General features: G+C 65.6%; 17 protein-coding genes. 4 read left to right on the forward strand and 13 right to left on the reverse strand.

From position 1 onward, the window contains the following. From QSV36_RS25425 to ccoN (QSV36_RS25470), 10 genes are all read right to left on the reverse strand, one after another. Positions 1-515 (reverse strand): FixH family protein (locus QSV36_RS25425; protein WP_289135851.1); only part of this gene is annotated, 515 nt, incomplete at its 3' end. A gap of 15 nt (positions 516-530) precedes the next feature. Next, positions 531-1,952 carry a cytochrome c oxidase accessory protein CcoG gene (gene ccoG, locus QSV36_RS25430; RefSeq protein WP_289135852.1) on the reverse strand — a complete coding sequence of 474 codons (1,422 nt, stop codon included), beginning with the start codon at positions 1,950-1,952 and terminating at the stop codon, positions 531-533. 320 nt (positions 1,953-2,272) lie between these two features. Beyond that, positions 2,273-3,253 (reverse strand): cytochrome-c oxidase, cbb3-type subunit III, encoded by a 981-nt coding sequence (gene ccoP, locus QSV36_RS25435; protein WP_289135853.1) that lies wholly within the window; start codon positions 3,251-3,253, stop codon positions 2,273-2,275. After that, on the reverse strand, positions 3,250-3,447 hold the full coding sequence (locus QSV36_RS25440) for a cbb3-type cytochrome oxidase subunit 3 (RefSeq protein ID WP_289135973.1): 198 nt from the start codon (positions 3,445-3,447) through the stop codon (positions 3,250-3,252). The genes ccoP (QSV36_RS25435) and QSV36_RS25440 overlap by 4 nt, the downstream gene beginning before the upstream one ends. A 5-nt stretch (positions 3,448-3,452) precedes the next feature. Then, a complete protein-coding gene (gene ccoO, locus QSV36_RS25445; protein WP_289135854.1) occupies positions 3,453-4,061 on the reverse strand; it encodes a cytochrome-c oxidase, cbb3-type subunit II in 609 nt (202 codons plus the stop codon). After that, the gene (ccoN, locus tag QSV36_RS25450) at positions 4,061-5,503 is read right to left on the reverse strand and encodes a cytochrome-c oxidase, cbb3-type subunit I (RefSeq protein WP_170030923.1); all 1,443 of its coding nucleotides are present in this window, start codon (positions 5,501-5,503) and stop codon (positions 4,061-4,063) included. The genes ccoO (QSV36_RS25445) and ccoN (QSV36_RS25450) overlap by 1 nt, the downstream gene beginning before the upstream one ends. Positions 5,504-5,956: 453 nt before the next feature. Further along, on the reverse strand, positions 5,957-6,898 hold the full coding sequence (gene ccoP, locus QSV36_RS25455; RefSeq protein WP_289135855.1) for a cytochrome-c oxidase, cbb3-type subunit III: 942 nt from the start codon (positions 6,896-6,898) through the stop codon (positions 5,957-5,959). Further along, positions 6,895-7,086: a cbb3-type cytochrome oxidase subunit 3 gene (locus QSV36_RS25460; protein ID WP_225778595.1), complete on the reverse strand. Its 192-nt coding sequence runs from the start codon at positions 7,084-7,086 to the stop codon at positions 6,895-6,897. Before QSV36_RS25460 ends, ccoP (QSV36_RS25455) begins: the two co-directional genes overlap by 4 nt. Before the next feature lie 5 nt (positions 7,087-7,091). Further along, on the reverse strand, positions 7,092-7,700 hold the full coding sequence (ccoO, locus tag QSV36_RS25465) for a cytochrome-c oxidase, cbb3-type subunit II (protein ID WP_289135857.1): 609 nt from the start codon (positions 7,698-7,700) through the stop codon (positions 7,092-7,094). A gap of 13 nt (positions 7,701-7,713) precedes the next feature. Next, complete coding sequence (ccoN, locus tag QSV36_RS25470) at positions 7,714-9,138, reverse strand: cytochrome-c oxidase, cbb3-type subunit I (RefSeq protein WP_186674827.1); 1,425 nt, start codon at positions 9,136-9,138, stop codon at positions 7,714-7,716. A gap of 50 nt (positions 9,139-9,188) precedes the next feature. On the opposite strand from ccoN (QSV36_RS25470), the gene QSV36_RS25475 reads away from it, so the two are divergent. After that, positions 9,189-9,881: an alpha/beta family hydrolase gene (locus tag QSV36_RS25475; RefSeq protein WP_289135859.1), complete on the forward strand. Its 693-nt coding sequence runs from the start codon at positions 9,189-9,191 to the stop codon at positions 9,879-9,881. A 113-nt stretch (positions 9,882-9,994) separates the two neighbouring features. On the opposite strand, the gene ppnP is transcribed toward QSV36_RS25475, so the two are convergent. Continuing rightward, positions 9,995-10,279: a pyrimidine/purine nucleoside phosphorylase gene (gene ppnP, locus QSV36_RS25480; protein ID WP_289135860.1), complete on the reverse strand. Its 285-nt coding sequence runs from the start codon at positions 10,277-10,279 to the stop codon at positions 9,995-9,997. Positions 10,280-10,351: 72 nt separating this feature from the next. Continuing rightward, positions 10,352-10,903, reverse strand: coding sequence for a 3'-5' exonuclease (locus tag QSV36_RS25485; RefSeq protein ID WP_289135862.1), 552 nt, complete (start codon positions 10,901-10,903; stop codon positions 10,352-10,354). Between the two features lie 170 nt (positions 10,904-11,073). Here QSV36_RS25485 and QSV36_RS25490 point away from each other — a divergent pair, with 170 nt between their 5' ends. Together QSV36_RS25490 and QSV36_RS25495 are read left to right on the forward strand one after the other, a co-directional pair. Beyond that, positions 11,074-11,874: a substrate-binding periplasmic protein gene (locus tag QSV36_RS25490; RefSeq protein WP_289135974.1), complete on the forward strand. Its 801-nt coding sequence runs from the start codon at positions 11,074-11,076 to the stop codon at positions 11,872-11,874. Positions 11,875-11,938: 64 nt separating this feature from the next. Next, positions 11,939-12,952: a GNAT family N-acetyltransferase gene (locus QSV36_RS25495; protein ID WP_289135864.1), complete on the forward strand. Its 1,014-nt coding sequence runs from the start codon at positions 11,939-11,941 to the stop codon at positions 12,950-12,952. A 130-nt stretch (positions 12,953-13,082) separates the two neighbouring features. On the opposite strand, the gene QSV36_RS25500 is transcribed toward QSV36_RS25495, so the two are convergent. Beyond that, on the reverse strand, positions 13,083-13,613 hold the full coding sequence (locus tag QSV36_RS25500) for an RNA polymerase factor sigma-70 (protein WP_225778588.1): 531 nt from the start codon (positions 13,611-13,613) through the stop codon (positions 13,083-13,085). A 293-nt stretch (positions 13,614-13,906) separates the two neighbouring features. Between QSV36_RS25500 and QSV36_RS25505 the strand changes: the two genes are divergently transcribed. Further along, positions 13,907-26,860: a non-ribosomal peptide synthetase gene (locus tag QSV36_RS25505; RefSeq protein WP_289135866.1), complete on the forward strand. Its 12,954-nt coding sequence runs from the start codon at positions 13,907-13,909 to the stop codon at positions 26,858-26,860. Positions 26,861-26,947: the final 87 nt, after the last annotated feature.

Raw genomic sequence — 26,947 nt, forward strand, 5'->3', positions numbered from 1 at the left:
TCGGCACCTTGAAGCGCTTCATCGCCCAGCTGCAAGGTCACGCCATGCTCGACCTTCTCTTCCTCGAACAGCCGCCACACCTGCGCGTCCTGACTGCCGAGCAACTCCACGAAGCGCCGCCCGTCGACCTTGTCGTCCAGCTGCCCGACATAACGCCCGGCTTCGACCCGATTGAGCAGCACCTTGCGGTCCTTCTCCGGCTGGGTCGGCGAAATCAGGTTCAGCTCCAGGCCCTGCGGGTCGCTGCTGCCGCTCAGGCGCACCTCCACTTCGCCGGTCAGCTCGTCGAGGTGCACACTGGCCTTCAAGCCCAGCTTTTGCGCCAGCAGTTCACGATCCAGCGAGCGGTTGATGCCCTTGCCGGCCTCGTAGTAGTTGTCGTTGACCAGGTTGTCCGGGTTGCGCACGGCGATGCTGACCATGCTCAGGCTCAGGCACACCGAGGTGGCCAGGATGCCGATGATGATCCAGGGCCAGAGATGCTTGTACCAGGGGCTGGTGGCGGTGGCAGGCATTGTCGGTTGTCTCTCTTAGCGGATCTGTGGGCCGATGAAGCGGCTCTTGGCTTCAACCTGGGCGTCGCTGTCATCGGCGCTCTTGAGGATGAAGGTGACTTCGTTGGTGGTCGAGGGCAATTTCTCGGGGGCAATCGACAGTTGCACCGGCAGGCTGACGATATCACCGGCCGCCACGCGGATCTCGCGCTGGCCCTCGAGCCTGAGGTCCGGCAGGCCGGCGGCGTCCAGCACGTATACATGGTCGCGCTGGTCCTTGTTCATCACCTTCAGGCTGTACACGTTCTCGATCCGGCCCTGGGCGTTCTCGCGGTACAGCACGCGGTCCTTGCTGACATCGAAACCGACCAGCGAACGGGTAGCAAAGGCGGTGGCCAGGCCGACGATCATCACCACCAGTACCAACGCGTAGCCGATCAGGCGTGGGCGCAGCAGGTGGGTCTTCTGCCCGGACAGGTTGTGTTCGGTGGTGTAGCTGATCAGCCCGCGCGGGTAGTTCATCTTGTCCATGATGTTGTCGCAGGCATCGATGCAGGCGGCGCAGCCGATGCACTCGATCTGCAGGCCGTCACGGATGTCGATGCCGGTGGGGCAGACCTGTACGCACATGGTGCAGTCGATGCAGTCGCCCAGGCCATGGGCCTTGTAGTCGAGGTCCTTCTTGCGCGGGCCGCGGGTTTCGCCACGGCGCGGGTCGTAGGACACGATCAGCGTGTCCTTGTCGAACATCACGCTCTGGAAGCGCGCATAGGGGCACATGTACACGCACACCTGCTCACGCAGCCAGCCGGCGTTGCCATAGGTGGCGAGGGTGAAGAAACCGACCCAGAAGTAGGCCCAGCCGTCGGCCTGGCCAGTGAAGAATTCGATGACCAGTTCGCGGATCGGCGAAAAATAACCGACGAAGGTCATGCCGGTGACGAAACCGATCAGCAGCCACAGGCTGTGCTTGGCCAGCTTGCGCAGGAACTTGTTGCCGCTCATGGGGGCCTTGTCCAGCTTCATGCGCTGGTTGCGGTCGCCCTCGGTGACCTTTTCGCACCACATGAAAATCCATGTCCACACGCTTTGCGGGCAGGTGTAGCCGCACCACACGCGGCCGGCGAACACGGTGATGAAGAACAGGCCGAAGGCGGCGACGATGAGGATGCCCGAGAGCAGGATGAAGTCCTGCGGCCAGATGGTGGCACCGAAGATGTAGAACTTGCGCTCGGGCAGGTTCCACCACACGGCCTGGTGGCCGCCCCAGTTCAGCCAGACGGTACCGAAGTACAGCAGGAACAGCACGGCACCGCCGACCATGCGCAGGCGCCGGAACAGGCCGGTGAAGGCACGGGTGTAGATCTTCTCGCGGGAGGCGTACAGGTCGACGGAGTCCTTGTCCTTCCCTTTGCTGGCAGGCGGGGTGACGTCATGTACCGGAATTTGCTTGCTCATCATCAAGTCCCACGGCAGTGGAAAAACGCCGCGGCCAATGCGTGCCGGCCGCAGTCTGGCGCAATCTGCTAGCGCTCTGCGGCCCATGATACGCCGCTGATGGCAGTATGGGGTCGCACTGCGACCTTTAGTCGCGTTGGGTTCGTGGCATGAATCGTGTTATGGCGGGTGTCAATTGATCCAGGTCATCTGCCTGCAAGAAATGCCGTATCTTCGCCGGCCTCTTCGCGGGTGAACCCCGCTCCCACAGGGATCGCACAGGTCCTGAGGCAGTGCAGTACCTGTGGGAGCGGGTTTACCCGCGAAGAGGCCGGGCCTGCTTATTCGGCCTTGGCCGGCGCCTGGTCCTGGTGCGACAGGCTGTACACATAAGCGGCCAGCAAGTGCACCTTGTCATTGCCTTGCAGCTGCGCCTGGGCCGGCATCTGCCCTTGGCGACCGTAACGGATGGTCTGTTGCAGTTGGGCAAAGCTCGAGCCGTAGATGAATGCCTGTGGGTGGGTCAGGTTCGGCGCGCCCATGGCTGGGGTACCTTTGCCTTCCGGCCCGTGGCAGGCCACGCAGTTGGCGGCGAAGATCTTCTGCCCGTTCTCGACATCGGCCTTCGCGCCTTCCGGCAGGCTGCGGCCATCCAGCTTGCTGACCACGAACGCCGCCACGTCAGCCACGCCCTGGTCGCCGATCACCTCGGCCCAGGCCGGCATCACGCCGTGGCGGCCGCCCATGATGGTGGTCTTGATGGTGTCCGGCTCGCCGCCCCAGCGCCAGTCGTTGTCGGTCAGGTTGGGGAAACCGAAGGCACCCTTGGCGTCGGAGCCGTGGCATACCGAGCAGTTGGAGGCGAACAGCCGCGCGCCCATTTTCAGCGCTTGCGGGTCCTTGGCCACTTCCTCGATGGGCATGGCGGCGAACTTGGCGAAGATCGGCCCGAAGCGGGCGTCGGCCTTGGCCATTTCCTTTTCCCATTCGTGCACGCCCGTCCAGCCCGGCTGGCCGTTGGAAAACTCGGTCTGCTTGTCGTTGTCCAGGTACGAGTAGCCCGGCAGCATGCCTTTCCAGTTGCCCAGGCCGGGGTACAGCACCAGGTAGCCGAGGGCGAAGACGATGGTGCCGACGAACAGCCAGAACCACCATTTCGGCAGCGGGTTGTCGTATTCCTCGATGCCATCGAAGGCATGCCCGACGGTTTCGTCGGTCACCTCTTCGCGCTGGCCCTTGCGGGTCGACAGCAGCAGCCAGGTCAACGAGAAGATGGTGCCCAGGGTCAGGACGGTAACGTACAGACTCCAGAAGGTTGTCATTGTTGTTTGCTCCCAGAAGCTTTTGCGTGCTCTTGCTCGACGTGGCGGCAGGCTGAGGGGTCATCCGCGAAGGGCAGTTGGGTCGCTTCGTCGAAGTCCTTTTTCCGCCGCGGGCTGAACACCCACAGCGCCAGGCCCACGAACGCCACCATCACCACGACGGTGCCCAGGCCGCGAATCATCCCGATATCCATCAGCGTCACCGTTTGCTCTTGATGATGGTGCCAAGACCTTGCAGGTACGCGACGAGGGCGTCCATTTCGGTCTTGCCCTTGACCGCGTCGCGGGCCCCGGCGATGTCGGCGTCGCTGTACGGCACGCCGAGGGTGCGCAGCACTTCCATCTTCTTCGCGGTGTCCTTGCCGTCGAGCTTGTGCTCGACCAGCCACGGGTAGGACGGCATCTTCGATTCCGGTACCACGTTGCGCGGGTTGTACAGGTGCGCGCGGTGCCAGTCATCCGAGTAGCGGCCACCGACCCGGGCCAGGTCCGGCCCGGTACGCTTGGAGCCCCACAGGAACGGGTGGTCCCAGACGCTTTCACCGGCTACCGAGTAGTGGCCGTAGCGCTCGGTTTCGGCGCGGAACGGGCGGATCATCTGCGAGTGGCAGCCCACGCAGCCTTCGCGGATGTAGATGTCGCGGCCTTCAAGCTCCAGCGCGGTGCGCGGCTTCATGCCTTCGACGGGTTTGTTGGTGACGTCCTGGAAAAACAGCGGGACGATCTGGGTCAGGCCACCGACGCTCACGGCGATGACCATGAAGAAGGCCAGCAGGCCTATGTTCTTCTCGACGGCTTCATGCTTCATCAGTGCGCTCCCACGACGACGATCTTGGCGGCTTCCTCTGCCTGTGCCGGGTTGGCGGCACGGACGGTACGCAGCACGTTGTAGGCCATCAGCAGCATGCCGCTGGCGAAGAACGCACCGCCCAGGGCGCGGACGATATAGCCAGGGTGGCTGGCCTGCAGGGCTTCGACGAAGGAGTAGGTGAGGGTGCCGTCATCGTTGATGGCGCGCCACATCAGGCCCTGGGTAATGCCGTTGACCCACATCGAGGCGATGTACAGCACGGTACCGATGGTGGCCAGCCAGAAGTGCGCATTGATCAGGCCGACGCTGTGCATCTGCTCGCGGCCATACAGGCGCGGAATCATGTGGTACACGGCACCGATCGAGATCATCGCCACCCAGCCGAGGGCGCCGGCGTGCACGTGGCCGATGGTCCAGTCGGTGTAGTGCGACAGCGAGTTCACGGTCTTGATGGCCATCATCGGGCCTTCGAAGGTGGACATGCCGTAGAACGCCAGCGACACCACCAGGAAGCGCAGGATCGGGTCGGTGCGCAGTTTGTGCCAGGCGCCGGACAGGGTCATCATGCCGTTGATCATGCCGCCCCAGCTCGGTGCCAGCAGGATGATCGACATCACCATGCCCAGCGACTGTGCCCAGTCGGGCAGGGCGGTGTAGTGCAGGTGGTGCGGGCCGGCCCAGATATACAGGGTGATCAGCGCCCAGAAGTGCACGATCGACAGGCGATACGAGTAGATCGGCCGCTCGGCCTGCTTGGGCACGAAGTAGTACATCATGCCGAGGAAGCCGGTGGTAAGGAAGAAGCCCACCGCGTTGTGGCCATACCACCACTGGATCATCGCATCAGTGGCGCCGGAGTAGGCCGAGTACGACTTGAACAGGCTCACCGGCAGCGAGATGTGGTTGACGATGTGCAGCATCGCGGTGACCACGATGAAGGCGCCGTAGAACCAGTTGCCGACATAGATGTGCTTGGTCTTGCGCTTGACGATGGTGCCGAAGAACACCAGCCCGTAGGTGACCCAGACGATGGCCAGGAGGATCGCCAGTGGCCACTCGAGCTCGGCGTATTCCTTGGTGGTGGTGTAGCCCATCGGCAGGGTGATCAGCGCGCCGACGATCACTGCCTGCCAACCCCAGAAGGTGAAGGCGGCCATGCTGTCGGAGATCAGCCGGGTCTGGCAGGTGCGCTGCACCACGTAGTAGCTGGTGCCGAACAGCGCACAGCCCCCGAAGGCGAAGATCACCAGGTTGGTGTGCAGCGGGCGCAGGCGGCCGAAGCTGGTCCAGGGCAGGTCCAGGTTCAGTTGCGGCCACACCAGCTGCGAGGCGATGAAGACGCCGAGGCCCATGCCAAGGATCCCCCAGACCACCGTCATGATGGCGAACTGGCGGACGACCTTGTAGTTATAAGCAGTCGGACTGATTGCTGTGCTCATTGCTAAGGTTCCACGGTTTTGATGTTCTTGTTGGTCGAAAATCGGCGCCAGTATTGATAACCACCGTGGTTACCGCAACGCAACTTTGGTACGCCGACCCGTGCCCGAGCCCGTCAACTGATGTCCCGCAGTAATCGGGCCCGGCCGATTGTACACAAATAAATATTTGTAATGTGTACCGTTTTTCATATTTTTCTGATCGATCGGTCAGGCTTTTGTCGGGGCGGCGACAGGCCGTGCGCCGCGTCTGCTTCGGTGCTTTCGCAGCGAAGCCCACTGAGGCAACAAGCTTAGTTGTGTTCGGAGGGGGTGCAAGGGAGGAGGTGAGACGAGGAGAGGCGGGGAGAGGGGCTGCGTTGCAGCCCATTCGCGGGTGAACCCGCTCCCACAGGCCAAGCGCTACGTTCAAATGTGGCGTGGTACCTGTGGGAGCGGGTGCACCCGCGAAGCGTCTTACTTGGTGGTCACGGCTTCGGCCGCTTGGTCTTGCGACAGGCTATACACATAAGCCGCCAGCAGGTGCACCTTGTCGTTGCCCTGGATCTCAGCCTGCGCCGGCATCTGACCCTGGCGACCATAACGAATGGTCTGCTGCAACTGGGCAAAGCTCGACCCGTAGATGAATGCCTGCGGGTGAGTCAGGTCTGGCGCACCCATGGCCGGTGTGCCCTTGCCTTCAGGGCCGTGGCAAGCCACGCAGTTAGCGGCGAAGATAGCCTTGCCCTTGGCCGCGTCGGCCTTGGCCCCTTCCGGCAGGCTGCGCTGACCGAGGTCGCCCAGCACGAACGCCGCCACATCCGCCACGCCCTGCTCGCCGATCACTTCGGCCCAGGCCGGCATCACGCCGTGGCGGCCGTTCATGATCGTGGCCTTGATGGTTTCCGCGTCGCCACCCCAGCGCCAGTCCTGGTCGGTGAGGTTGGGGAAGCCGTAGGCGCCCTTGGCGTCGGAGCCGTGGCATACCGAGCAGTTGGAGGCGAACAGGCGGCTGCCCATTTTCAATGCCTGGGGGTCCTTGGCGACTTCTTCCACCGGCATGGCCGCGTACTTGGCGAAGATCGGGCCGAACTTGGCGTCGGCCTTGGCCATTTCCTTCTGCCATTCATTGGCCCCGGTCCAGCCATTTTCATAGCCCGGCAGGATGCCCTTCCAGTTGCCCAGGCCCGGGTAGAGGATCAGGTAGCCGACCGAGAACACCAGGGTGCCGACGAACAGCCAGAACCACCACTTGGGCAGCGGGTTGTCGTACTCCTCGATGCCGTCGAAGCTGTGGCCCATGGTCTGGTCGGTGGTGCTGTTGCTCTGCCCCTTGCGGGTGCCGAGCAGCAGCCAGGTCAGGCCGATCAGGCTGCCGATGGTCAGTACGCTGATGTAGGTACTCCAGAAGGTGGTCATTGCCCATTGCTCCTTACAGCAGGTTCCTGCCCGGCAGCGGGCAGGCGGTCGTCGACGAAGGGCAGCAGTCGCGCTTCGGCGAAATCACGGTCGCGGCGGCGGTTGAATACCCACAGGGTGAGGCCGATGAAGGCGATCATCACCACCAGGGTGCCGAGGCCGCGGATCATGCCGATGTCCAGTTCCATCGCGCTCACCTCTTGTTCTTGATCGCGGTGCCGAGCACCTGCAGGTAGGCGACCAGGGCGTCCATCTCGGTCTTGCCCTTGACTGCGTCGCGGGCCCCGGCGATGTCGTCGTCGCTGTACGGCACGCCGAGGGTGCGCAGGGTGCGCATCTTGGTGTCGGTGTGGCTGTTGTCGACCGGCTGCGCTACCAGCCACGGATACGCCGGCATCTTCGACTCCGGCACCACGTTGCGCGGGTTGTACAGGTGGGCGCGGTGCCAGTCGTCCGAGTAGCGGCCACCGACCCGGGCCAGGTCCGGCCCGGTACGCTTGGAGCCCCACAGGAACGGGTGGTCCCAGACGCTTTCACCGGCTACCGAGTAGTGGCCGTAGCGCTCGGTTTCGGCGCGGAATGGGCGGATCATCTGCGAGTGACAGCCCACGCAGCCTTCGCGGATGTAGATGTCGCGGCCTTCGAGTTGCAGCGCGGTGTAGGGCTTCATGCCTTCCACCGGCTTGTTGGTGACGTCCTGGAAGAACAGCGGGACGATCTGGGTCAGGCCGCCGATACTGACGGCGAACACCATCAGCAGGGCCAGCAGGCCGACGTTTTTCTCGATGACTTCATGTTTCATCAGGCAGGTCTCCTCAAGCCAGCTGGGCGTTTGCAGGGGCGACATCGAGCGCCGGCGAACGCACGGTGCGCCAGGTGTTCCAGGCCATCAGGAACATGCCGCTGAGGAAGATCGCACCGCCGACGAAGCGCACGATGAAGCCTGGGTGGCTGGCCACCAGGGTTTCCACGAACGAGTAGGTGAGCGTGCCGTCGCTGTTGACTGCGCGCCACATCAGGCCCTGGGCGATACCGTTGACCCACATCGAGGCGATGTACAGCACGGTGCCGATGGTGGCCAGCCAGAAGTGCGCATTGATCAGGCCGATGCTGTACATGCGCTCCTTGCCGAACACTTTCGGGATGGTGTGGTACAGGGCACCGATCGAGATCATTGCCACCCAGCCGAGGGCGCCGGCGTGTACGTGGCCGATGGTCCAGTCGGTGTAGTGGGACAGGGCGTTGACCGTCTTGATGGCCATCATCGGGCCTTCGAAGGTGGACATGCCGTAGAACGCCAACGACACCACCAGGAAGCGCAGGATCGGATCGCTGCGCAGTTTGTGCCAGGCGCCGGAGAGGGTCATCATGCCGTTGATCATGCCGCCCCAGCTCGGTGCCAGCAGGATCAGCGACATCACCATGCCCAGCGACTGTGCCCAGTCGGGCAGGGCGGTGTAGTGCAGGTGGTGCGGGCCGGCCCAGATGTACAGGGTGATCAGCGCCCAGAAGTGCACGATCGACAGGCGATAGGAGTACACCGGGCGTTCGGCCTGCTTGGGCACGTAGTAGTACATCATCCCCAGGAAGCCTGCAGTGAGGAAGAAGCCCACCGCGTTGTGGCCGTACCACCACTGCACCATGGCGTCGGTGGCGCCGGCATAGACCGAGTACGACTTGGTCAGGCTGACCGGCAGTTCCAGGTTGTTGACCACGTGCAGCATCGCCACGGTCAGGATGAAGCCGCCGAAGAACCAGTTACCGACGTAGATGTGCTTGGTGTTGCGCTTCATCAGCGTGCCGAAGAACACGATGGCGTAGCTCACCCAGACGATGGTGATCAGGATGTCGATCGGCCATTCCAGTTCGGCGTATTCCTTGGAGCTGGTGTAGCCCAGCGGCAGGCTGATGGCCGCCAGCAGGATCACCAGTTGCCAGCCCCAGAAGGTGAACGCGGCCAGGCCCGGTGCGAACAGGGTGGTCTGGCAGGTGCGTTGCACCGAATAATAGGAGGTGGCGAACAGCGCACAGCCGCCGAAGGCGAAGATCACCGCATTGGTATGCAGGGGACGCAGGCGGCCGAAGCTGGTCCAGGGGAGGTCGAAGTTGAGGAAAGGCCAGGCGAGCTGGGCGGCGATGAAGACGCCGAGCCCCATCCCGACGATTCCCCACACCACCGTCATGATGGCGAATTGGCGGACCACCTTGTAGTTATAGGCGGTACTGCTGGTTGTGTTCATGTATGGGTTCCCATCCACGGTTATTTGGCAGGCTTTACAGCGAGGCAAGCATGATTAATGGGCAAAGTGCCGGTATTGACGGGGATCAATGGGCGAAGGTCGGAAATGTCCCAGGCTTGCGCTGCGATCCCCCGCGGCTACAGGGCAGTGGCGGTTACAAGGGCTGCCTGATCCTGGCCCATGGCGCGGGGGCGCCAATGGACAGCGGGTTCATGAATGAAATGGCGCAAAGGCTGGCGGCGCTTGGGGTCGCGGTGGTGCGCTTCGAGTTCCCGTACATGGCCGAGCGCAGGGTAGGGGGTGGCAAGCGGCCGCCGAACCCGCAGAAGGTGCTGCTCGAATGTTGGCGCGAGGTGTACCAGCAGGTGCGACCTTTGGTCACGGGCAAGCTGGCCGTGGGCGGCAAGTCCATGGGCGGGCGCATGGCCAGCCTGGTGGCCGACGCGTTGGCGGTGGATGCGCTGGTATGCCTGGGCTACCCGTTCCATGCCGTGGGCAAGCCGGAAAAGCCACGGGTCGAGCACCTGGCCGAATTGCACACGCCGACGTTGATCGTGCAGGGCGAGCGGGATGCACTGGGCAACCGCGAGACGGTGGCAGGCTATGTGCTGTCGCCGGCCATCGAGGTGAGCTGGCTAGTGGCGGCGGACCATGACCTGAAACCGCTGAAGGCTTCGGGGTTCAGCCATGAGCAGCACTTGCAGGCGGCGGCTGAGAAGGTTGCGGCATTCCTGTCGCAATAGTGCTGGATGTTTCGCGGGTAAACCCGCTCCCACAGGTACTGCACAGGCCCGCAAGCTTGCCGTGAACCTGTGGGAGCGGGTTTACCCGCGAAGCGGCCGGTACGGGCCGACGCTTAGTCGCGGTACTCGCACAGGTAGGCGGTATCCACCTTCACCTGCAACTGGAACTTGCTGTCGGCCGGCACGTTGAATTTGTCGCCGGCTTTGAAGGTTTCCCAGTTGTCGCTGCCTGGCAGCTTCACGATCAGTGCACCCGACACCACGTGCATGATCTCGCGCTTGGCAGTACCGAACTCGTATTCGCCCGGGGCCATCACACCGACAGTGGCCGGGCCTTCTTCGCCGGCAAAAGCGATCGACTTGACGGTGCCGTTGAAGTACTCGTTGACCTTGAACATGGGCGACTCCTGAAAAGGGGATGGAAAAGGGCTGGCCAGTATGCCCAAGCCCTCAGGCCCCGTCATCTGCTTTCAGGTGCCGTTGGCGGGCAGGGTCAAGGGCAGCAGCCGTGCAGTATTGCGTGCATCCTCCAGAGCCCGGTGTTGCTGCCCGCAAAAGTGCATGCCGGCCAGTTGCAGGGCACCGTTCAGGCCGGTTGGGCGCTGCAGGTGGCGGGCCTTGGCGAAGCGTTGCTTGAGGTTGATGTGCGGCAGGGTCCGCAGCAGGCTGTCCAGCCCGTGCAGCTGCCATTCCTGATGCAACTGCTGGCGGTCGTAGTCACCCCAGCTGACCCAGGCCTGGAGCTGCCCACGGTGGTGCCCGAGCCAACGCTCGAAGCTTGCCCACACCTCGTGGAAGGGGGCAGCACTGTCTACCTCGGCCTGGCTGATGTGGGTCAGTTCGCGGCAGAACGGGGTCAGCTGCGGCCGACGCCGGGGCTTGACGAAGCACTGGAAGTGGTCCACTTCGCGGCCTTCGCGGGTAACCAGGCTTGCGCCAATTTCAATGACTTCCATCTCTGTGACCGGCCACCCACCCTTGTCGGTGGTGGCTTCCAGGTCGATCACCAACCACTGGCCCATACCAGGCTCCCTTGCAGATCCTGCTAGAGCGTAGCCAATCTGTGGGCATCCGGCACCACTGGCAATCTGCCCCCAGGTTTGGCACAAGGGCAGCGCAACCGGCAGTTGTGTCCGACCGGGAAAACGCCTAGCTTAAGCGCACCCAGGCATGAACCGTATGAGTGTCCGTCTTGATTCCAACGTCAGGCCGCAAGGCCTTGTCTACCCTGTTGTTGCTGGCCCTGTCCTGGCTGGTGGCGCCTGCCTGGGCGGTTGACGCCATCGAGGTCAAGGTCGGCGCGGCCCACTTCCCGCCCTATACGGTGCGCCCCGAGAAGGGTGCCGACACGGGCCTGCTGCCGCAGCTGGTCGATGCGCTGAACCGTGCGCAGCAACAGTACCGTTTCATCCTGGTGCCCACTTCCATCCAGCGGCGTTTTGGTGATTTCCAGCAAGGCCGCACCGACATGGCCATTTTCGAGAACCCCGAATGGGGCTGGCAGCAAATTGCCCATCAGACCGTGGACATGGGCCTGGAAGATGCCGAGGTATTCGTCGCCCGGCAGGCCAATGGCCGTGATCAGCATTACTTCGACGACCTGCGCGGCAAGCGCCTGGCGCTGTTCAACGGTTACCACTATGCGTTCGCCGGTTTCAATTCGGACCCGGACTACCTGCGCAAGGTCTACAACGCGACCCTGACCTATTCGCATGACAGCAACCTGTTGATGGTGCAGGCCGGGCGTGCCGACATTGCCCTGGTCACGCGTTCCTACCTCAGCGATTTCCTCGCGCGCAACCCGGCCAGCCGTGAGCAGCTGGTGTCTTCACAGCGGATTGACCAGGTCTACCACCACTATGCCTTGCTGCGCCCTGGCGCACCGATCGGCGGGCAGTCGTTCGCGACGCTGCTGCGCGGCCTTCGCGACAGCGGCGAACTGGCGCGGATCTTCGAGCCCTACCGCATCACGCTGGTCCCCACGCGCGACTAAATTCCCGCCAGTTGGCAACGTTTTCAGCAGTGAGCCTTTTTCTTCATTGCCGTGAGCCAAGCCCATGCCGTTCGATGCCGCTTCGCAGCCCCATTTCGCGCCGTGCTGGCGCAGCCTCAGTGCCGAGGAGGGGAGCAGCTGGCTGAGCCTGTCCCTAGAAGGCCGCCCGTTGATCCGCGTGCGCCTGGAGGCAGGCGCACCCTTGCAGCTTTACCCCGAACGCATGTGCCCGCAGCGCCCCGAGCAGGCGTTATGGGCTGCCTGCTATTGGTTGTTGTCCCGCGACAGCGCTTGCCAGCGCCTGGCCTGGCACCTGCCGGAGGTGCCCACTCAGGCATTGCTCAGCGGCCTGCTGCTGGCCACCGAGCAACCAGGCCAGTACCTGTGCGAGCGCGCGCTGTTCTGGCAGTTGCCGCAGCCCTGGCTGGGCGAGTCGGGCCATGAGGCGTATCCACAGCAGATGCAGCTCAGCAACGGCAAGCGCCACCCGCGCCGCGCACCCAAGCCGCGCGGCGAAGTGTACCGGCGTTTCGATGCGCGCCTGGGCAGCTGGGTGTCGCTGCGCACGCTGGAGATCGAGACAGACCTGGAGCGCTTCAACCGCTGGCAGAACAACCCGCGGGTGGAAGCGTTCTGGCAGGAGGCCGGCACCCTGGCACAGCACCGCGAGTACCTCGGCAAACTCCAGGCCGACCCGCATACCCTGCCGCTCATCGGCTGCTTCGATGATGAGCCGTTTGCCTACTTCGAGGCCTACTGGGCCAAGGAGGACCGCATCGCACCGTTCTACCCGGCAGATGACTACGACCGGGGGATCCACATGCTGGTAGGCGAGCAGCGCCATCGCGGGCCGCACAAGGTGGCCAGCTGGCTATCGGCGCTGGTGCATTACCTGTTCCTCGATGACCCGCGTACCCAGCGGGTGGTGGCCGAGCCGCGCGCCGACAACGGCAAGATGATCGGCTACCTGCACGATCAGTGCTTCCACTGCGACAAGGAGTTCGACTTCCCGCACAAACGGGCGGCATTGATGATTCTTGGCCGGGAGCGGTTTTTCGATCGCTGTGAACTGGTGTGAGGGCCGGGGAGGGCGGTGCGGCGCGGTAGCTGCGGTTTTCCCGCGGAGCGCGCGACGCGGTGCCTGACCCTGGCTACGCCAGTGTTCGTGGGTGAACGCCCTCCCACATGCCCTCGGCAGTCTTGGGGGTTCAGGCCTGGCGACCGGCCATCTTGCGGCAGTGCACCAGTGCATCGCGGATCATGAAGTTGACCAGCGTCGGCGACACCCCCAATTCCTTGGCAATGTCCTTCTGCGGCACTCCATGCAGGCGGTACATCTCGAACGCATAACGGGTGCGCTGTGGCAGCTGGTTCAACGCCTCGGCAATATCATCCAGCGCGGCCAGGTTGATGTGGGTGGCCTCGGGCGAGGCATTCTGCACCACCACATTCAGGCCTTCCTCCTCGCTGCCGGAGTACTTCAACTCCATCGCCTGCTTGCGGTAGTGGTCGATGGCCAGGTTGCGCACGATCTGGAACAGGTAGCTCAACTGCGCCTTGAACGATGAGGTGATCTGCGGGGCGGCGCTGAGCCTGAAGAAGGCATCCTGCACCACATCTTCGGCGCGCGAGCGGCAGCCGGTAATGCGCGCGGCAATCTTGACCAGGATGCTGCGGTTGTCGACGAAGGCCTGCAGTAATGGTGAATCGCACTTACTTGTGGATAGTTGTTCCGCCATGGAAATCACCTTGTCACAGAGGGGAAAGGACGCTTCCAGCTATGGGAAGCTTCCTACGACGTGCGACAACCTATTCATAGTGATAATGATTGTCAAATGAGAAATGTAATTGTTACGAACGAGTTCTGGTTTCGGGAAGGCATGCCTTGGGAGGGGGCGCCTGGCAAGTCAGGCCCCGCTAATTTCTCCCCCTGCCCATACGTTCCCCTGTGTACATCCGGCCGCCGTACGCTGCTCGCCGACGTTCACGCAGCAGCCGGCCCGCCTCCACCAGACACTGGCAGGAACACCCCATGACGGACGCCTTCGAACTCCCGCTCTCGCTGGCCCAGGCCCTGGCCCAACGCGCCGCACAGACCCCGGACCGGATCGCCTTGCGCTTTCTGGCCGACGCTCCCGGTGAGCAGGCGGTGCTCAGCTACCGCGAACTGGACCAACGTGCGCGCACCATCGCCGCGGCGTTGCAGGCGCGGGTCGGTTTCGGTGAGCGTGCGGTGCTGTTGTTCCCCAGTGGGCCGGACTACGTGGCGGCGTTCTTCGGCTGCCTGTATGCGGGCGTCATCGCGGTGCCCGCCTACCCGCCGGAGTCGGCGCGCCAGCACCACCAGCAACGCCTGCTGTCGATCATCGACGACGCCGAACCGCGCCTGCTGCTGACCGTGGCTGCGCTGCAAGGCAGCCTGCAGGGGCTGGAGGCGCTGAGCAGGACCAATGCCCCTGCGCTGCTGGCGGTCGACGGCCTCGACCCGGCGCTGGCTGCGGACTGGCGCGAGCCGGCCCTGAGGGGGGATGACATTGCCTTCCTGCAGTACACCTCCGGCTCCACCGCGCTGCCCAAGGGCGTGCAGGTCAGTCATGGCAACCTGGTCGCCAACGAGCAGTTGATCCGTCGCGGTTTCGGCATCGATCTCAACCCCGACGACGTGATCGTCAGCTGGCTGCCGCTGTACCACGACATGGGCCTGATCGGCGGCCTGCTGCAGCCGATCTTCAGCGGTGTGCCCTGTGTGCTGATGTCGCCGGGCTATTTCCTGGCCCGGCCGTTGCGCTGGTTGCAGGCCATCAGCGAATACGGCGGCACCATCAGCGGTGGCCCTGACTTTGCCTACCGCCTGTGCAGCGAGCGGGTCAGCGCGGGCGCCCTGGCCGGGCTCGACCTGAGCCGCTGGCGCGTGGCTTATTCCGGCTCCGAGCCGATCCGCCAGGACAGCCTGGCCACCTTCGCCGACAAGTTCCGTGCCTGCGGCTTCGACCCGCAGAGCTTTTTCGCCAGCTACGGCCTGGCCGAAGCGACCCTGTTCGTCAGCGGTAGCCGCCGGGGCCAGGGTATCGCCGCACTGGAACTGGACACCGAGGCCTTCGCCGCCAACCGCGCCGAGCCGGGCCAGGGCAGCGTGCTGATGAGCTGCGGTTACCCGCAACCCGGGCATGCGTTGCGTATTGTCGACCCGCAACGGCTGCAGCCACTGGGCGACAACCAGGTCGGCGAGATCTGGGCCAGCGGCCCGAGCGTCGCCCGGGGCTACTGGCGCAACCCGCAAGCCAGTGCCCGCACCTTCGTCGAAATGGACGGCCAGACCTGGTTGCGTACCGGCGACCTGGGCTTCCTGCGTGACGGCGAAGTGTTCGTCAGCGGGCGCCTGAAAGACCTGTTGATCGTACGCGGGCAGAACCTGTACCCGCAGGACCTGGAAAAAACCCTCGAACGCGAAGTCGAGGTGCTGCGCAAAGGCCGGGTGGCAGTATTTGCCGTCGAGCACCAGGGCGAGGAGGGCATCGGCGTGGCAGTCGAAGTCAGCCGCAACGTGCAGAAGGCGCTCAAGCCCGACGACCTGATCAACACCCTGCGCCAGGTCGTCGCCGATGCTTGCCGCCAGGCCCCGGCGGTGGTCCTGCTACTGAACCCCGGTGCGTTGCCCAAGACCTCCAGCGGCAAGCTGCAACGCTCGGCCTGCCGCTTGCGCATGGAAGATGGCAGCCTGGATTGCTATGCCCGGTTCCCTGACGTCAACCTGGCCGACGCCAGGCCGGCAAGCGCTGCGGGGTTGCAGGCGCGTATCGCCAGTGTATGGCGCGACGTCCTCGAGGTGGAGGCGGTGGCGGCAGACGACCATTTCCTGCTGCTGGGCGGCAACTCCATCGCCGCCACCCAGGCCACCGCTCGCCTGGCCGATGAACTGGGCATCACGCTCAACCTGGCCACGTTGTTCGAGGCGCCCGTGCTGGCCGACTACAGCCAGGCAGTGGCAGCGCTGCTTGCTGTCGACGGCGCCCGGGCCACTGCCATCGCCCCACTGGAGCGGGGCCGGGCACTGCCCCAGTCGCTGGCGCAAAACCGCTTGTGGCTACTGTGGCAATTGCAGCCGCAGGCGGCGGCCTACAACATTCCGGCTGGCCTGCACCTGCGTGGCGAGCTGGACCAACGTGCCCTGGAAGCGGCCTTCCAGGCGTTGGTGCAGCGCCATGAGTCACTGCGCACCGTGTTCAGCGAAGAACACGGCCAGGCCCTGCAACGCATCCTGCCGTCAGCGCCATTCCAGCTGCGCCGCCTGGACCTCGAAGGCCAGGCACCCGAACAGGTTGCCGCCCAGCGCGAGGCGGAAGCCTGCCAGCCCTTCGACCTGACCCGGGGCCCGCTGCTGCGGGTGACCCTGGCGCGCCTGGGCGATGAAGACCATCAGCTGTGGGTGACCCTGCACCACATCGTCGCTGATGGCTGGTCACTGAATATCCTGCTGGATGAATTCGCCAGGTTGTATGCTGCCCGCTGCCAGGGCCTGGAGGCCAATCTGGCGCCGTTGCCCCTGGGATACGCCGACTACGGTAGTTGGCAGCGGCAATGGCTGGCCGAAGGCGAGGCCGAGCGTCAGCTGCGCTACTGGCAGGTGCGCCTGGGCGAGGAAACGCCAGTGCTCGACTTGTGCACCGACCAGCCGCGCGCCAGCCAACGCGACCACCGGGCTGCCCGGTTGCAGGTGAAGGTGCCGGCCGCCCTCAGCGAGGCACTCAAGGGCCTGGCGCGCGAGCAGCAAGCCAGCCTGTTCATGGTCTTGCTGGCCGGCTGGCAGGCGCTGCTGTACCGCTACAGCGGCCAGGCCGATATCCGCGTCGGCGTGCCCAACGCCAACCGTCCGCGCCTGGAAACCCAGGGCCTGGTCGGCTTCTTCATCAATACCCAGGTGATGTGCGCGCAACTCGACGGCCGCCTGTCGTTCAGCCAGCTGCTGGCCCAGGTGCGCCAAGCCACCCTGGAAGCCCAGGCCAACCAGGACCTGCCGTTCGAGCAACTGGTCGAAGCCTTGCCCGCGGCCCGCGAGCAAGGCCTGTTCCAGGTCATGTTCAACCACCAGCAACGCGACCTGTCGGCCCTGCGCCGCCTGCCGGGCCTGCTGGCCGAGGAGTTGCCGTGGCACAGCCGCGAGGCCAAGTTCGATTTGCAACTGCACAGCGAGGAGGACCACCAGGGCCGCCTGAGCCTGGCCTTCGACTACGCCGCCGGCCTGTTTGAAGCCGCTACCATCAAACGCCTGGCCAAGCACCTGCTGGCCCTGCTGGAGCAGGTGTGCGCTGCGCCGCAGCGGGCCCTTGGCGAGGTGCAGTTGCTCGACGAGCCCGGCCGCCTGCAACTGCTGGGCTGGGGCCAGGCACCGGCCGTAGCGCCGCAGTGCCTGCTGGTCGAGCAGCTCAATGAACAGGCGCGCAACACCCCGCAGCGCACCGCGCTGGTCTGGGAGGGGGGCAGCCTGGACTATGCCGAGCTGCACCAGCAAGCCAACCGCCTGGCCCATTACCTGCGCGACAAGGGGGTCGGCCCCGATACCTGTGTGGCCATTGCCATCGAACGCTCGCCGCAATTGCTGGTCGGCCTGCTGGCGATTCTCAAGGCCGGCGGTGCCTATGTGCCGCTGGACGTCGACTACCCGGCCGAGCGCCTGGCCTATATGCTTGCCGACTGCGGTGCCCGCCTGCTGCTGAGCCACAGCGGCCTGCTGGGCCAGCTGCCGCAGGTCGACGGGGTCAGCGCCATCGCCCTCGACCAGCTGCACCTGGACAGCTGGCCCAGCCATGCGCCAGGGCTGCATTTGCACGGCGACAACCTGGCGTACGTGATCTACACCTCCGGCTCCACCGGCCGACCCAAGGGCGTAGGCAACACCCACGCAGCGTTGGCCGAACGCCTGCAGTGGATGCAGAACACTTATGCGCTGAACGACAGCGACGTGCTGATGCAGAAGGCGCCGGTCAGCTTCGATGTTTCGGTGTGGGAATGCTTCTGGCCGCTGGTCACAGGCTGCAAGCTGGTGCTCGCCGGCCCTGGCGAGCACCGCGACCCCCAGCGCATCGCCGCGTTGGTGCAGGCCCATGGCGTGACCACGTTGCATTTCGTGCCGCCTCTGCTGCAGGTTTTCATCCAGGAACCGCTGGCGCAGGCCTGCACCAGCCTGCGCCGGGTGTTTTCCGGGGGCGAGGCGCTGCCCGCGGCGTTGCGTGACCGTGTGCTGCAGGTGCTGCCGCAGGTGCAGTTGCACAACCGTTACGGCCCGACCGAAACCGCCATCAACGTCACCCACTGGCACTGCCAGGCGACGGATGGTGAGCGTTCACCGATCGGCCGGCCGTTGGCCAATGTGCTGTGCCGGGTGCTGGACGACGAACTTGAACTCACTGCCCCCGGCGTGCCGGGCGAGCTGTACCTTGGCGGCGCCGGCCTGGCGCGTGGCTACCTGGGCCGCCCAGGCCTTACCGCCGAGCGCTTCGTGCCCCGGGTCGATGGCCATGGCGAACGCCTGTACCGCAGCGGCGACCGTGCCCGCTGGCAGGTACAGACCGAGGCCCTGGAATACCTGGGCCGCCTCGACCAGCAGGTCAAGGTGCGAGGCTTCCGGGTCGAGCCCGAGGAGGTCCAGGCCTGCCTGCTGGCGCAAGCCAATGTCGAACAGGCGTTGGTGCTGGTGCACCAGGATGCCGTCGGTGCGCAACTGGTCGGCTACTACTGCGGCAGCGCCCAGCCAGCCGAGTTGCTGGCGGTGCTGGCCGGGCAGTTGCCCGCCTATATGGTGCCGGCACAACTCGTGCCGCTGGCGCAGATGCCGCTGGGCCCCAGCGGCAAGGTCGAGCGCAAGGCGCTGCCGGCCCCGGTGTGGCAGCAGCGTGAGCACGTCGCGCCACACAGCCCATTGCAGCAGCAGGTCGCGGCCATCTGGTGCGAGGTGCTGAACCTGCCGCGCGTTGGTCTGCAGGACGACTTCTTCGCCCTCGGCGGCCACTCGCTGCTGGCCACCCAGATCGTATCGCGCACGCGCCAGGCCTGCGATGTCGAGCTGCCGCTCAAGGCCCTGTTCGATACCAGCGAGCTGGGCGCCTTCTGTGCCGAGATCGCGCGTATCCGTGCCGCCGGCGAGCGCAACCTGCAAGGCGAAATCGCCCGCGTCGACCGCCGTCAGGCAGTGCCGCTGTCGTACTCGCAGCAGCGCATGTGGTTCCTCTGGCAGATGGCGCCGGATAGCCCGGCGTACAACGTCGGCGGCATGGCACGCCTGCGCGGAACCCTGCATGTGGAAGCCTTCGAGCGTGCATTGCAGGCGCTGGTGGTGCGTCATGAAACCCTGCGTACCACCTTCCCCAGCATTGGCGGCGTGCCGTACCAGTGCGTGACACAAGATGGCCGCCTGCAGCTGGACTGGCAGGACTTCAGCGCATTGCCTGCCGAAGCCCGCCAGCAACGCCTGCGGCAACTGGCCGACGACCAGGCGCACCAGCCCTTCGACCTGGAGCGCGGCCCGCTGCTGCGCGCCTGCCTGGTCAAGGCCGAAGAACGCGAGCATTTCTTCGTGCTGACCCTGCACCACATCGTCACCGAAGGCTGGGCCATGGACATCTTTGCCCGCGAACTGGGCGAGCTGTACGAGGCGTTCGTCGATGACCGCGAATCGCCCCTGCCGCCGTTGCCGGTGCAGTACCTGGACTACAGCGTGTGGCAACGGCAATGGCTGGAAAGCGGCGAGGGTGCGCGCCAGCTGGCCTACTGGCAGGCGCGCCTGGGCGATGAGCACCCGGTGCTCGCGTTGCCCGCCGACCGCCCACGCCCGCCGGTGCAAAGCCACCGTGGCGAGCTGTACCGCTTCGAACTGGACCCGGCGCTGGTCACCCGCGTGCACGCCTTCAACCGCCAACGCGGGCTGACCCTGTTCATGACCGTGACCGCCACCCTGGCCGCCTTGCTGCATCGCTACAGCGGCCAGCGCGACCTGCGCATCGGCGCGCCGGTGGCCAACCGCATCCGCCCGGAAAGCGAAGGCCTGATCGGCGCGTTCCTCAACACCCAGGTGCTGCGCTGCGAGGTGGACGGGCAGATGACTGCCCATGCCTTGCTGGAGCAGGTGCGCCAGGCTGCCATCGAAGGCCAGTCGCACCAGGACCTGCCATTCGAGCAATTGGTGGAAGCCCTGCAGCCACCGCGCAGCAGCGCCTACAACCCGCTGTTCCAGGTGATGTGCAACGTCCAGCGCTGGGCTTTCCAGCAAAGCCGTACGCTGGCCGGCATGCAGGTGGACTACCTGGTCAACGATGCCAGCGCCACCAAGTTCGACCTGTACCTGGAGGTGACCGACCTTGACGGCCGCCTGGGCTGCTGCCTGACGTACAGCCGCGACCTGTTCGACGAACCGCGCATCGCGCGCATGGCCGAGCACTGGCAGCAGCTGCTGGGCGGCCTGCTGGACGACCCACAGCAGCGCCTGTGCGAGCTGCCGATGCTGGGCAGCGCCGAACAGCAGGTGCTGGCGGGCCAGTTGCACGGCGAGCACGCCCCCGGCCTCGACCAGACCTTGCATGGCTTGTTCGCCGCCCAGGTGGCGCGCACCCCGCACGCCGTTGCGCTGACTTTTGCCGGCCAGCACCTCACCTATGCCGAGCTCGACCAGCAAGCCAACCGCCTGGCCCGCGCCCTGCGCGAGCGCGGGGTCGGCCCGCAGGTGCGCGTGGGCCTGGCGCTGGAGCGCTCGTTGCACATGGTGGTCGGCTTGCTGGCCATTCTCAAGGCCGGCGGCGCCTACGTGCCGCTCGACCCGGAGTACCCGCTCGACCGCCTGCGCTACATGATCGAAGACAGCCGCATCGGCCTGCTGTTGAGCCAGCGCGCGCTGCTGCAAAGCCTCGGCGAGCTGCCCGCAGGGGTCGCCTGCTGGAGCCTGGAAGACGACACGGCCAGCCTGTCGGCCTACAGCGATGCGCCGCTGGACAACCGCAACCTGGCGCAGCACCAGGCCTACCTGATCTATACCTCCGGTTCCACCGGCAAGCCCAAGGGGGTAATCGTCAGCCACGGCGAATTCGCCATGCACTGCCAGGCAGTGATCTCGGCATTTGGCATGCGCAGTCACGACTGCGAGCTGCACTTCTACTCGATCAACTTCGATGCTGCCAGCGAGCGCCTGTGGGCGCCGCTGCTGTGCGGCGCTCGTGTGGTGCTGCGCGCCCAGGGGCAGTGGGGCGCAGAAGACATCTGCCAGCTGGTGCGTGAACAACGGGTCAGTATCCTCGGCTTCACGCCCAGCTATGGCAGCCAGTTGGCGCAGTACCTGGCCGGGCAGGGCGAGCAGTTGCCGGTACGCCTGGTGATCACCGGTGGCGAAGCGTTGACCGGCGAGCATGTGCAGCGTATTCGCCAGGCCTTTGCGCCGCAGCAGCTGTTCAACGCCTACGGCCCGACCGAAACCGTGGTCATGCCGCTGGCCTGCCTGGCGCCGGAAACGTTGCCGGCAGACCTCGGCAGCGTGCCGATCGGCCGTGTCGTCGGCAGCCGCACGGCCTATATCCTCGACGAAAACCTTGCCCTGTTGCCGCAAGGCGGCATCGGTGAACTGTATGTCGGTGGTGCCGGCCTGGCCCAGGGTTACCACGACCGCCCCGGGCTCAGTGCCGAGCGCTTCGTCGCCGACCCGTTCAGCGGCGCAGGAGGGCGCCTGTACCGCACCGGCGACTTGGTGCGCCTGGGCAGCGATGGCCTGGTCGAGTACGTTGGCCGTGCCGACCAGCAGGTGAAGATTCGCGGTTTCCGCATTGAACTCGGGGAAATCGAAAGCCGCCTGCAGGCGCATGCCGACGTCGACCAAGCCGTGGTGCTGGCCCTCGACTTGCCGGGTGGCAAGCAACTGGTGGGTTACCTGGTGTGCCGGCAGGCGGCGGCCGACAGCGCGGCCCAGGGCCAGCTGCGTGAAGCGGTGAAGGCCGATGCCCGACGGCATCTGCCGGACTACATGGTGCCCGCCCACCTGGTCCTGCTCGACCGCCTGCCGCTGATGGGCAACGGCAAACTCGATCGCCGCGCGCTGCCGCTGCCGGACCTGGAGCAGGCCCGCCAGCACTACCAGGCCCCTGGCAATGCAGTTGAAGCGCAACTCGCGCAGATCTGGTGCGATGTGCTGAGCCTTGCCCAGGTCGGCGTGCAGGACAACTTCTTCGAACTGGGCGGCGATTCGATCCTGTCGATCCAGGTGGTCAGCCGGGCCCGCCAGGCCGGCTTGCAGTTCACCCCGCGTGACCTGTTCCAGCACCAGACCCTCCAGGCCTTGGCGGCCGTCGTTCGCCACAGCGAAGCCACCAGCAGCATCGACCAGGGCCTGCGCCAGGGACAGGTCGGCCTGACCCCGATCCAGCACTGGTTCTTCGACACCGACCTGGCGCAGCCGCAGCACTGGAACCAGGCGGTGTTGCTGCAAGCCCGCCAGACGCTGGACGAAGCGGCACTGGAGCAGGCGCTCGCCGCCCTGGTGCGGCACCACGACAGCCTGCGCCTGCGCTTCAGCCAGGCCAACGGCCGCTGGCAGGCCGCGTACGCCCAGCCTGACGCCGGGCAATTGCTGTGGCGCGCGACGGTTACCGACTTCGCCGATTGCCAGGCGTTGTACACCGACCTGCAACGCAGTCTCGACCTGCAGCAGGGGCCACTGCTGCGTGCCTTGCTGGTGCGGGACGGGCAGGGCAGCCAGCGCCTGTTGCTGGCGATCCATCACCTGGTGGTGGATGGCGTGTCCTGGCGGGTGCTGCTGGAAGACCTGCAGGCGTTGTACCGTGGCCAGCCGCTGCCGGCCAAGACCCACGCCATGGGCGACTGGGCGGCCCGCCTGGCCAGCTATGCCGGCAGCGATTCGCTGCGCGACGAGCTCGGCTGGTGGCAAGGACAGCTGGCGGGCGTGCGCCACGAACTGCCCTGCGATCACCCGCAGGGCGGCAACCTGCAGCGCCACGCCCGTACCCTGGCCATCAGCCTGGATGCGCAGCAGACCCGGCATTTGCTGCAGCGGGCGCCGGCGGCGTATCACACTCAGGTCAACGACCTGCTGCTGACCGCGCTGGCGCGTACCTTGTGCCGCTGGAGCGGTGATGAGGCGGTGCTGGTGCAACTGGAGGGCCATGGTCGCGACGGGCTGTTCGAAGACATGGACCTGACCCGCAGCGTCGGCTGGTTCACCAATGCCTACCCACTCAGCCTGCGCCCGCTGCCGGGTGAGGACGATGCGGCGCGGTCCGCTTCGATCAAGTGCATCAAGGAGCAACTGCGCCAGGTGCCGCACCAAGGCCTGGGCTACGGCGTGCTGCGCTACCTGGCCGATGCGACGGTGCGCGAGCAGATGGCGGCATTGCCGCAGGCGCGTATCACCTTCAATTACCTGGGCCAGTTCGACCAGCAGTTTGACAGCGCGGCGCTGTTCCAGCCGCTGGACACCCCCGCCGGCCAGGCCCACGCTGCCGATGCGCCGCTGCCCAACTGGTTGAGTGTCGATGGCCAGGTGTATCGCGGCGCCCTGCAATTGCGCTGGACGTTCAGCACCGAGCGCTATGACGAGCGCACCATCGCCAGCCTGGCCGAGGCCTATCGCCAGGAGTTGCTGGCGCTGATCGAGCATTGCCTGGCCGATGGCAACGGCAGCTTCACGCCGTCCGACTTCCCGCTGGCACAGCTGACTCAGGCGCAGATCGACGCCTTGCCGGTGCCGGCTGCGCAGATCGAGGACGTCTACCCGCTGACGCCAATGCAGGAAGGCATGCTGTTGCACACCTTGCTGGAACCGGGTACCGGCCTGTACTACATGCAGGACCGCTACCGCATCAACAGTGCCCTTGACCCCGAGCGCTTCGCCCAGGCCTGGCAAGCGGTAGTGGCACGGCACGAGGCGTTGCGCGCATCGTTCAGCTGGAACACCGGCGAGGCGATGCTACAAATCATCCATAAACCCGGCAACACGCCACTGGACTACCAGGACTGGCGCGGCCTCGACGATGACGCCCAGGAGCAGCGCCTGCAGGCCCTGCACAAGCAGGAGCGCGAGGCTGGCTTCGCCTTGCTCAGCGAAGCGCCGTTCCACCTGCGCCTGGTGCGGGTGGCCGACGAGCGCTACTGGTTCATGATGAGCAACCACCACATCCTGATCGATGCCTGGTGCCGCTCGCTGTTGATGAACGATTTCTTCGAAATCTACCAGGCCCTCGGCGAGGGCCGGCAGGCGCAACTGCCCGTGCCGCCACGCTACCGCGACTACATCGGCTGGCTGCAACGCCAGGGCCTGGACGATGCCCGCGCCTGGTGGCAGGCCAGCCTGGCTGGTTTCGAACGCGCCACCGCCATCCCCAGCGACCGCCCGCTACGCCATGAGCACGCCGGCAGCGGCATGGTCGTCGGCGACTGCTACACCCGCCTGGCGGCAGACGACGGCGTGCGCCTGCGTGAACTGGCCCAGGCCCACCAGCTTACCGTCAACACGTTTGCCCAGGCGGCCTGGGCCCTGGTGCTGGCGCGCTACAGCGGCGACCGCGACGTGGTGTTTGGCGTGACCGTGGCCGGGCGACCGGTGAGCCTGCCGCAGATGCAGCGCACTGTCGGCCTGTTCATCAACAGCGTCGCCCTGCGCGTGCAGTTGCCGGCGGCCGGCCAGCGCTGCAGTGTGCGCCAGTGGCTGCAAGGCTTGCTGGAGCGCAACATGGAACTGCGCGAGTACGAATACCTGCCGCTGGTGGCGATTCAGGAATGCAGCGAGCTGCCCAAGGGCCAGCCGCTGTTCGACAGCCTGTTCGTGTTCGAGAACGCGCCGGTCGAAACCGCCGTGCTCGACCATGCCCAGCACCTGAACGCCAGTTCCGACTCGGGCCGCACCCACACCAACTTCCCGTTGACGGCAGTGTGCTACCCGGGCGATGAGCTTGGCCTGCACCTGTCGTTCGACCAGCGCTACTTCGACTACCCGACCGTCGAGCGCCTGCTGGCCGAGTTCAAGCGCCTGCTGCTGGCGCTGGTGCAAGGCTTTGCCGGGGAGGTGAGTGCGCTGCCGCTGCTGAGCGCCGAGGAACAGCGCTTCTTGCTCGAGGACTGCAACCGCACCACGCGGGCCTACCCGCTGGCGCAGAGCTACATCGCCCAGTTCGAGGCGCAGGTCGCTGCGCACCCGCAACGTACCGTGGCGCGCTGCCTGGAGGCGACCTATGACTATGCCGGGTTGAACCTGGCGGCCAACCGCCTGGGCCATGCCTTGATTGCGGCGGGTGTGCGGGTTGACCAGCCAGTGGCGCTGCTGGCCGAGCGCGGGCTGCCATTGCTGGGCATGATCGTCGGCAGCTTCAAGGCCGGTGCCGGCTACCTGCCGCTGGACCCGAGCCTGCCGTCGGCGCGCCTGCAAAGCATCATCCAGCGCAGCCGAACCCCCGTGCTGGTGTGCAGCGCGGCCTGTGCCGGGCAAGCTCGGCAGTTGCTGGAAGCGCTGGAGGCGACGGCACGCCCGCAGTTGCTGGTGTGGGAAGACGCCCAGGCCAGCCCGCTGGCCAGCCACAACCCCGGTATCTACAGCGCGCCGGGCAACCTTGCCTACGTGATCTACACCTCAGGCTCCACCGGCCTGCCGAAAGGGGTGATGGTCGAGCAGCGCGGCATGCTCAACAACCAGCTGAGCAAGGTACCCTACCTGGCGCTCAGCGAGCACGACGTGATCGCCCAGACCGCCTCGCAGAGCTTCGACATTTCGGTCTGGCAGTTCCTTGCCGCACCGCTGTTCGGCGCCAGGGTGGAGATCGTGCCGAACGCCATCGCCCATGACCCGCAGGCCTTGCTGGCGCATGTACAGGCCACCGGCATCAGCGTGCTGGAAAGCGTGCCGTCGCTGATCCAGGGCATGCTGGCCAGCGACCACCAGGCCCTCGACGGCCTGCGCTGGATGCTGCCGACCGGCGAAGCCATGCCGCCGGAGTTGGCCGCGCAATGGCTGCAGCGTTATCCGCAGATTGGCCTGGTCAACGCCTACGGCCCGGCGGAATGCTCCGACGACGTGGCATTCTTCCGCGTCGATGCCGCCTCGACCCACGGCAGCTACCTGCCAATTGGCCGGCCGACCGACAACAACCGCCTTTACCTGTTCGACGGGGAGCAGGCGCTGGTGCCGTTGGGTGCGGTGGGTGAGCTGTGCGTGGCCGGTATCGGGGTCGGCCGTGGTTATGTCGGCGACCCGGTGCGTACCGCGCTGGCGTTCGTCCCCCATCCCCATGGCGCCGCAGGCGAGCGCTTGTACCGCACCGGTGACCTGGCGCGGCAGCGCCCGGATGGTGTGCTCGAGTACATCGGGCGCATCGACCATCAGGTGAAGATTCGTGGCTACCGCATCGAACTGGGCGAGATCGAGGCGCGCCTGCACGAGCAGGTCGAGATCCGCGATGCCGCCGTTGGCGTGCAGGAGGGCGTCAATGGCAAGCACCTGGTCGGCTACCTGGTGGCGCACCAGGGCTTCAGCGCCGATGCTGCGTTGCTGGAGCAGCTCAAGCAGCGCCTGCGGGCCGAGTTGCCGGAGTACATGGTACCGCTGCACTGGGGTTGGTTCGACAGCCTGCCGCACAATGCCAACGGCAAGCTCGACCGCAACGCCTTGCCGGCCATCGACATCGGCGGCCAGCACAGCCAGGCGTACCAGGCCCCGCGCAATGAGCTGGAGGCGCTGCTGGCGGAAATCTGGGCCGATGTACTCAAGGTCGAGCGGGTGGGGATGCACGACAACTTCTTCGAGCTGGGCGGGCATTCGCTGCTGGCCACGCAGATCGCCTCGCGGGTGCAGAAGCAACTGCAACTGAATGTGCCGTTGCGGGCGATGTTCGAGTGCAGCACGGTGGCGGAGCTGGCCGAATATGTGCAGGGCCTGCAGGGCAGTGCGCTGGACGAGGCCAAGGTCGACCGGCTGAGGGACCTGATGGCGGCGTTCGAAGAGCTGTAGATTCCACCGCTATCACGCCGCCTGGGACCTTGTCGCTGGCCCTGCAGGAGCGGCCTTGGGTCGCGAAAGGGGCGCAACGCGGCCCCG

It is taken from the genome of Pseudomonas sp. BCRC 81390, assembly GCF_030341915.1.
GTDB lineage: Bacteria > Pseudomonadota > Gammaproteobacteria > Pseudomonadales > Pseudomonadaceae > Aquipseudomonas.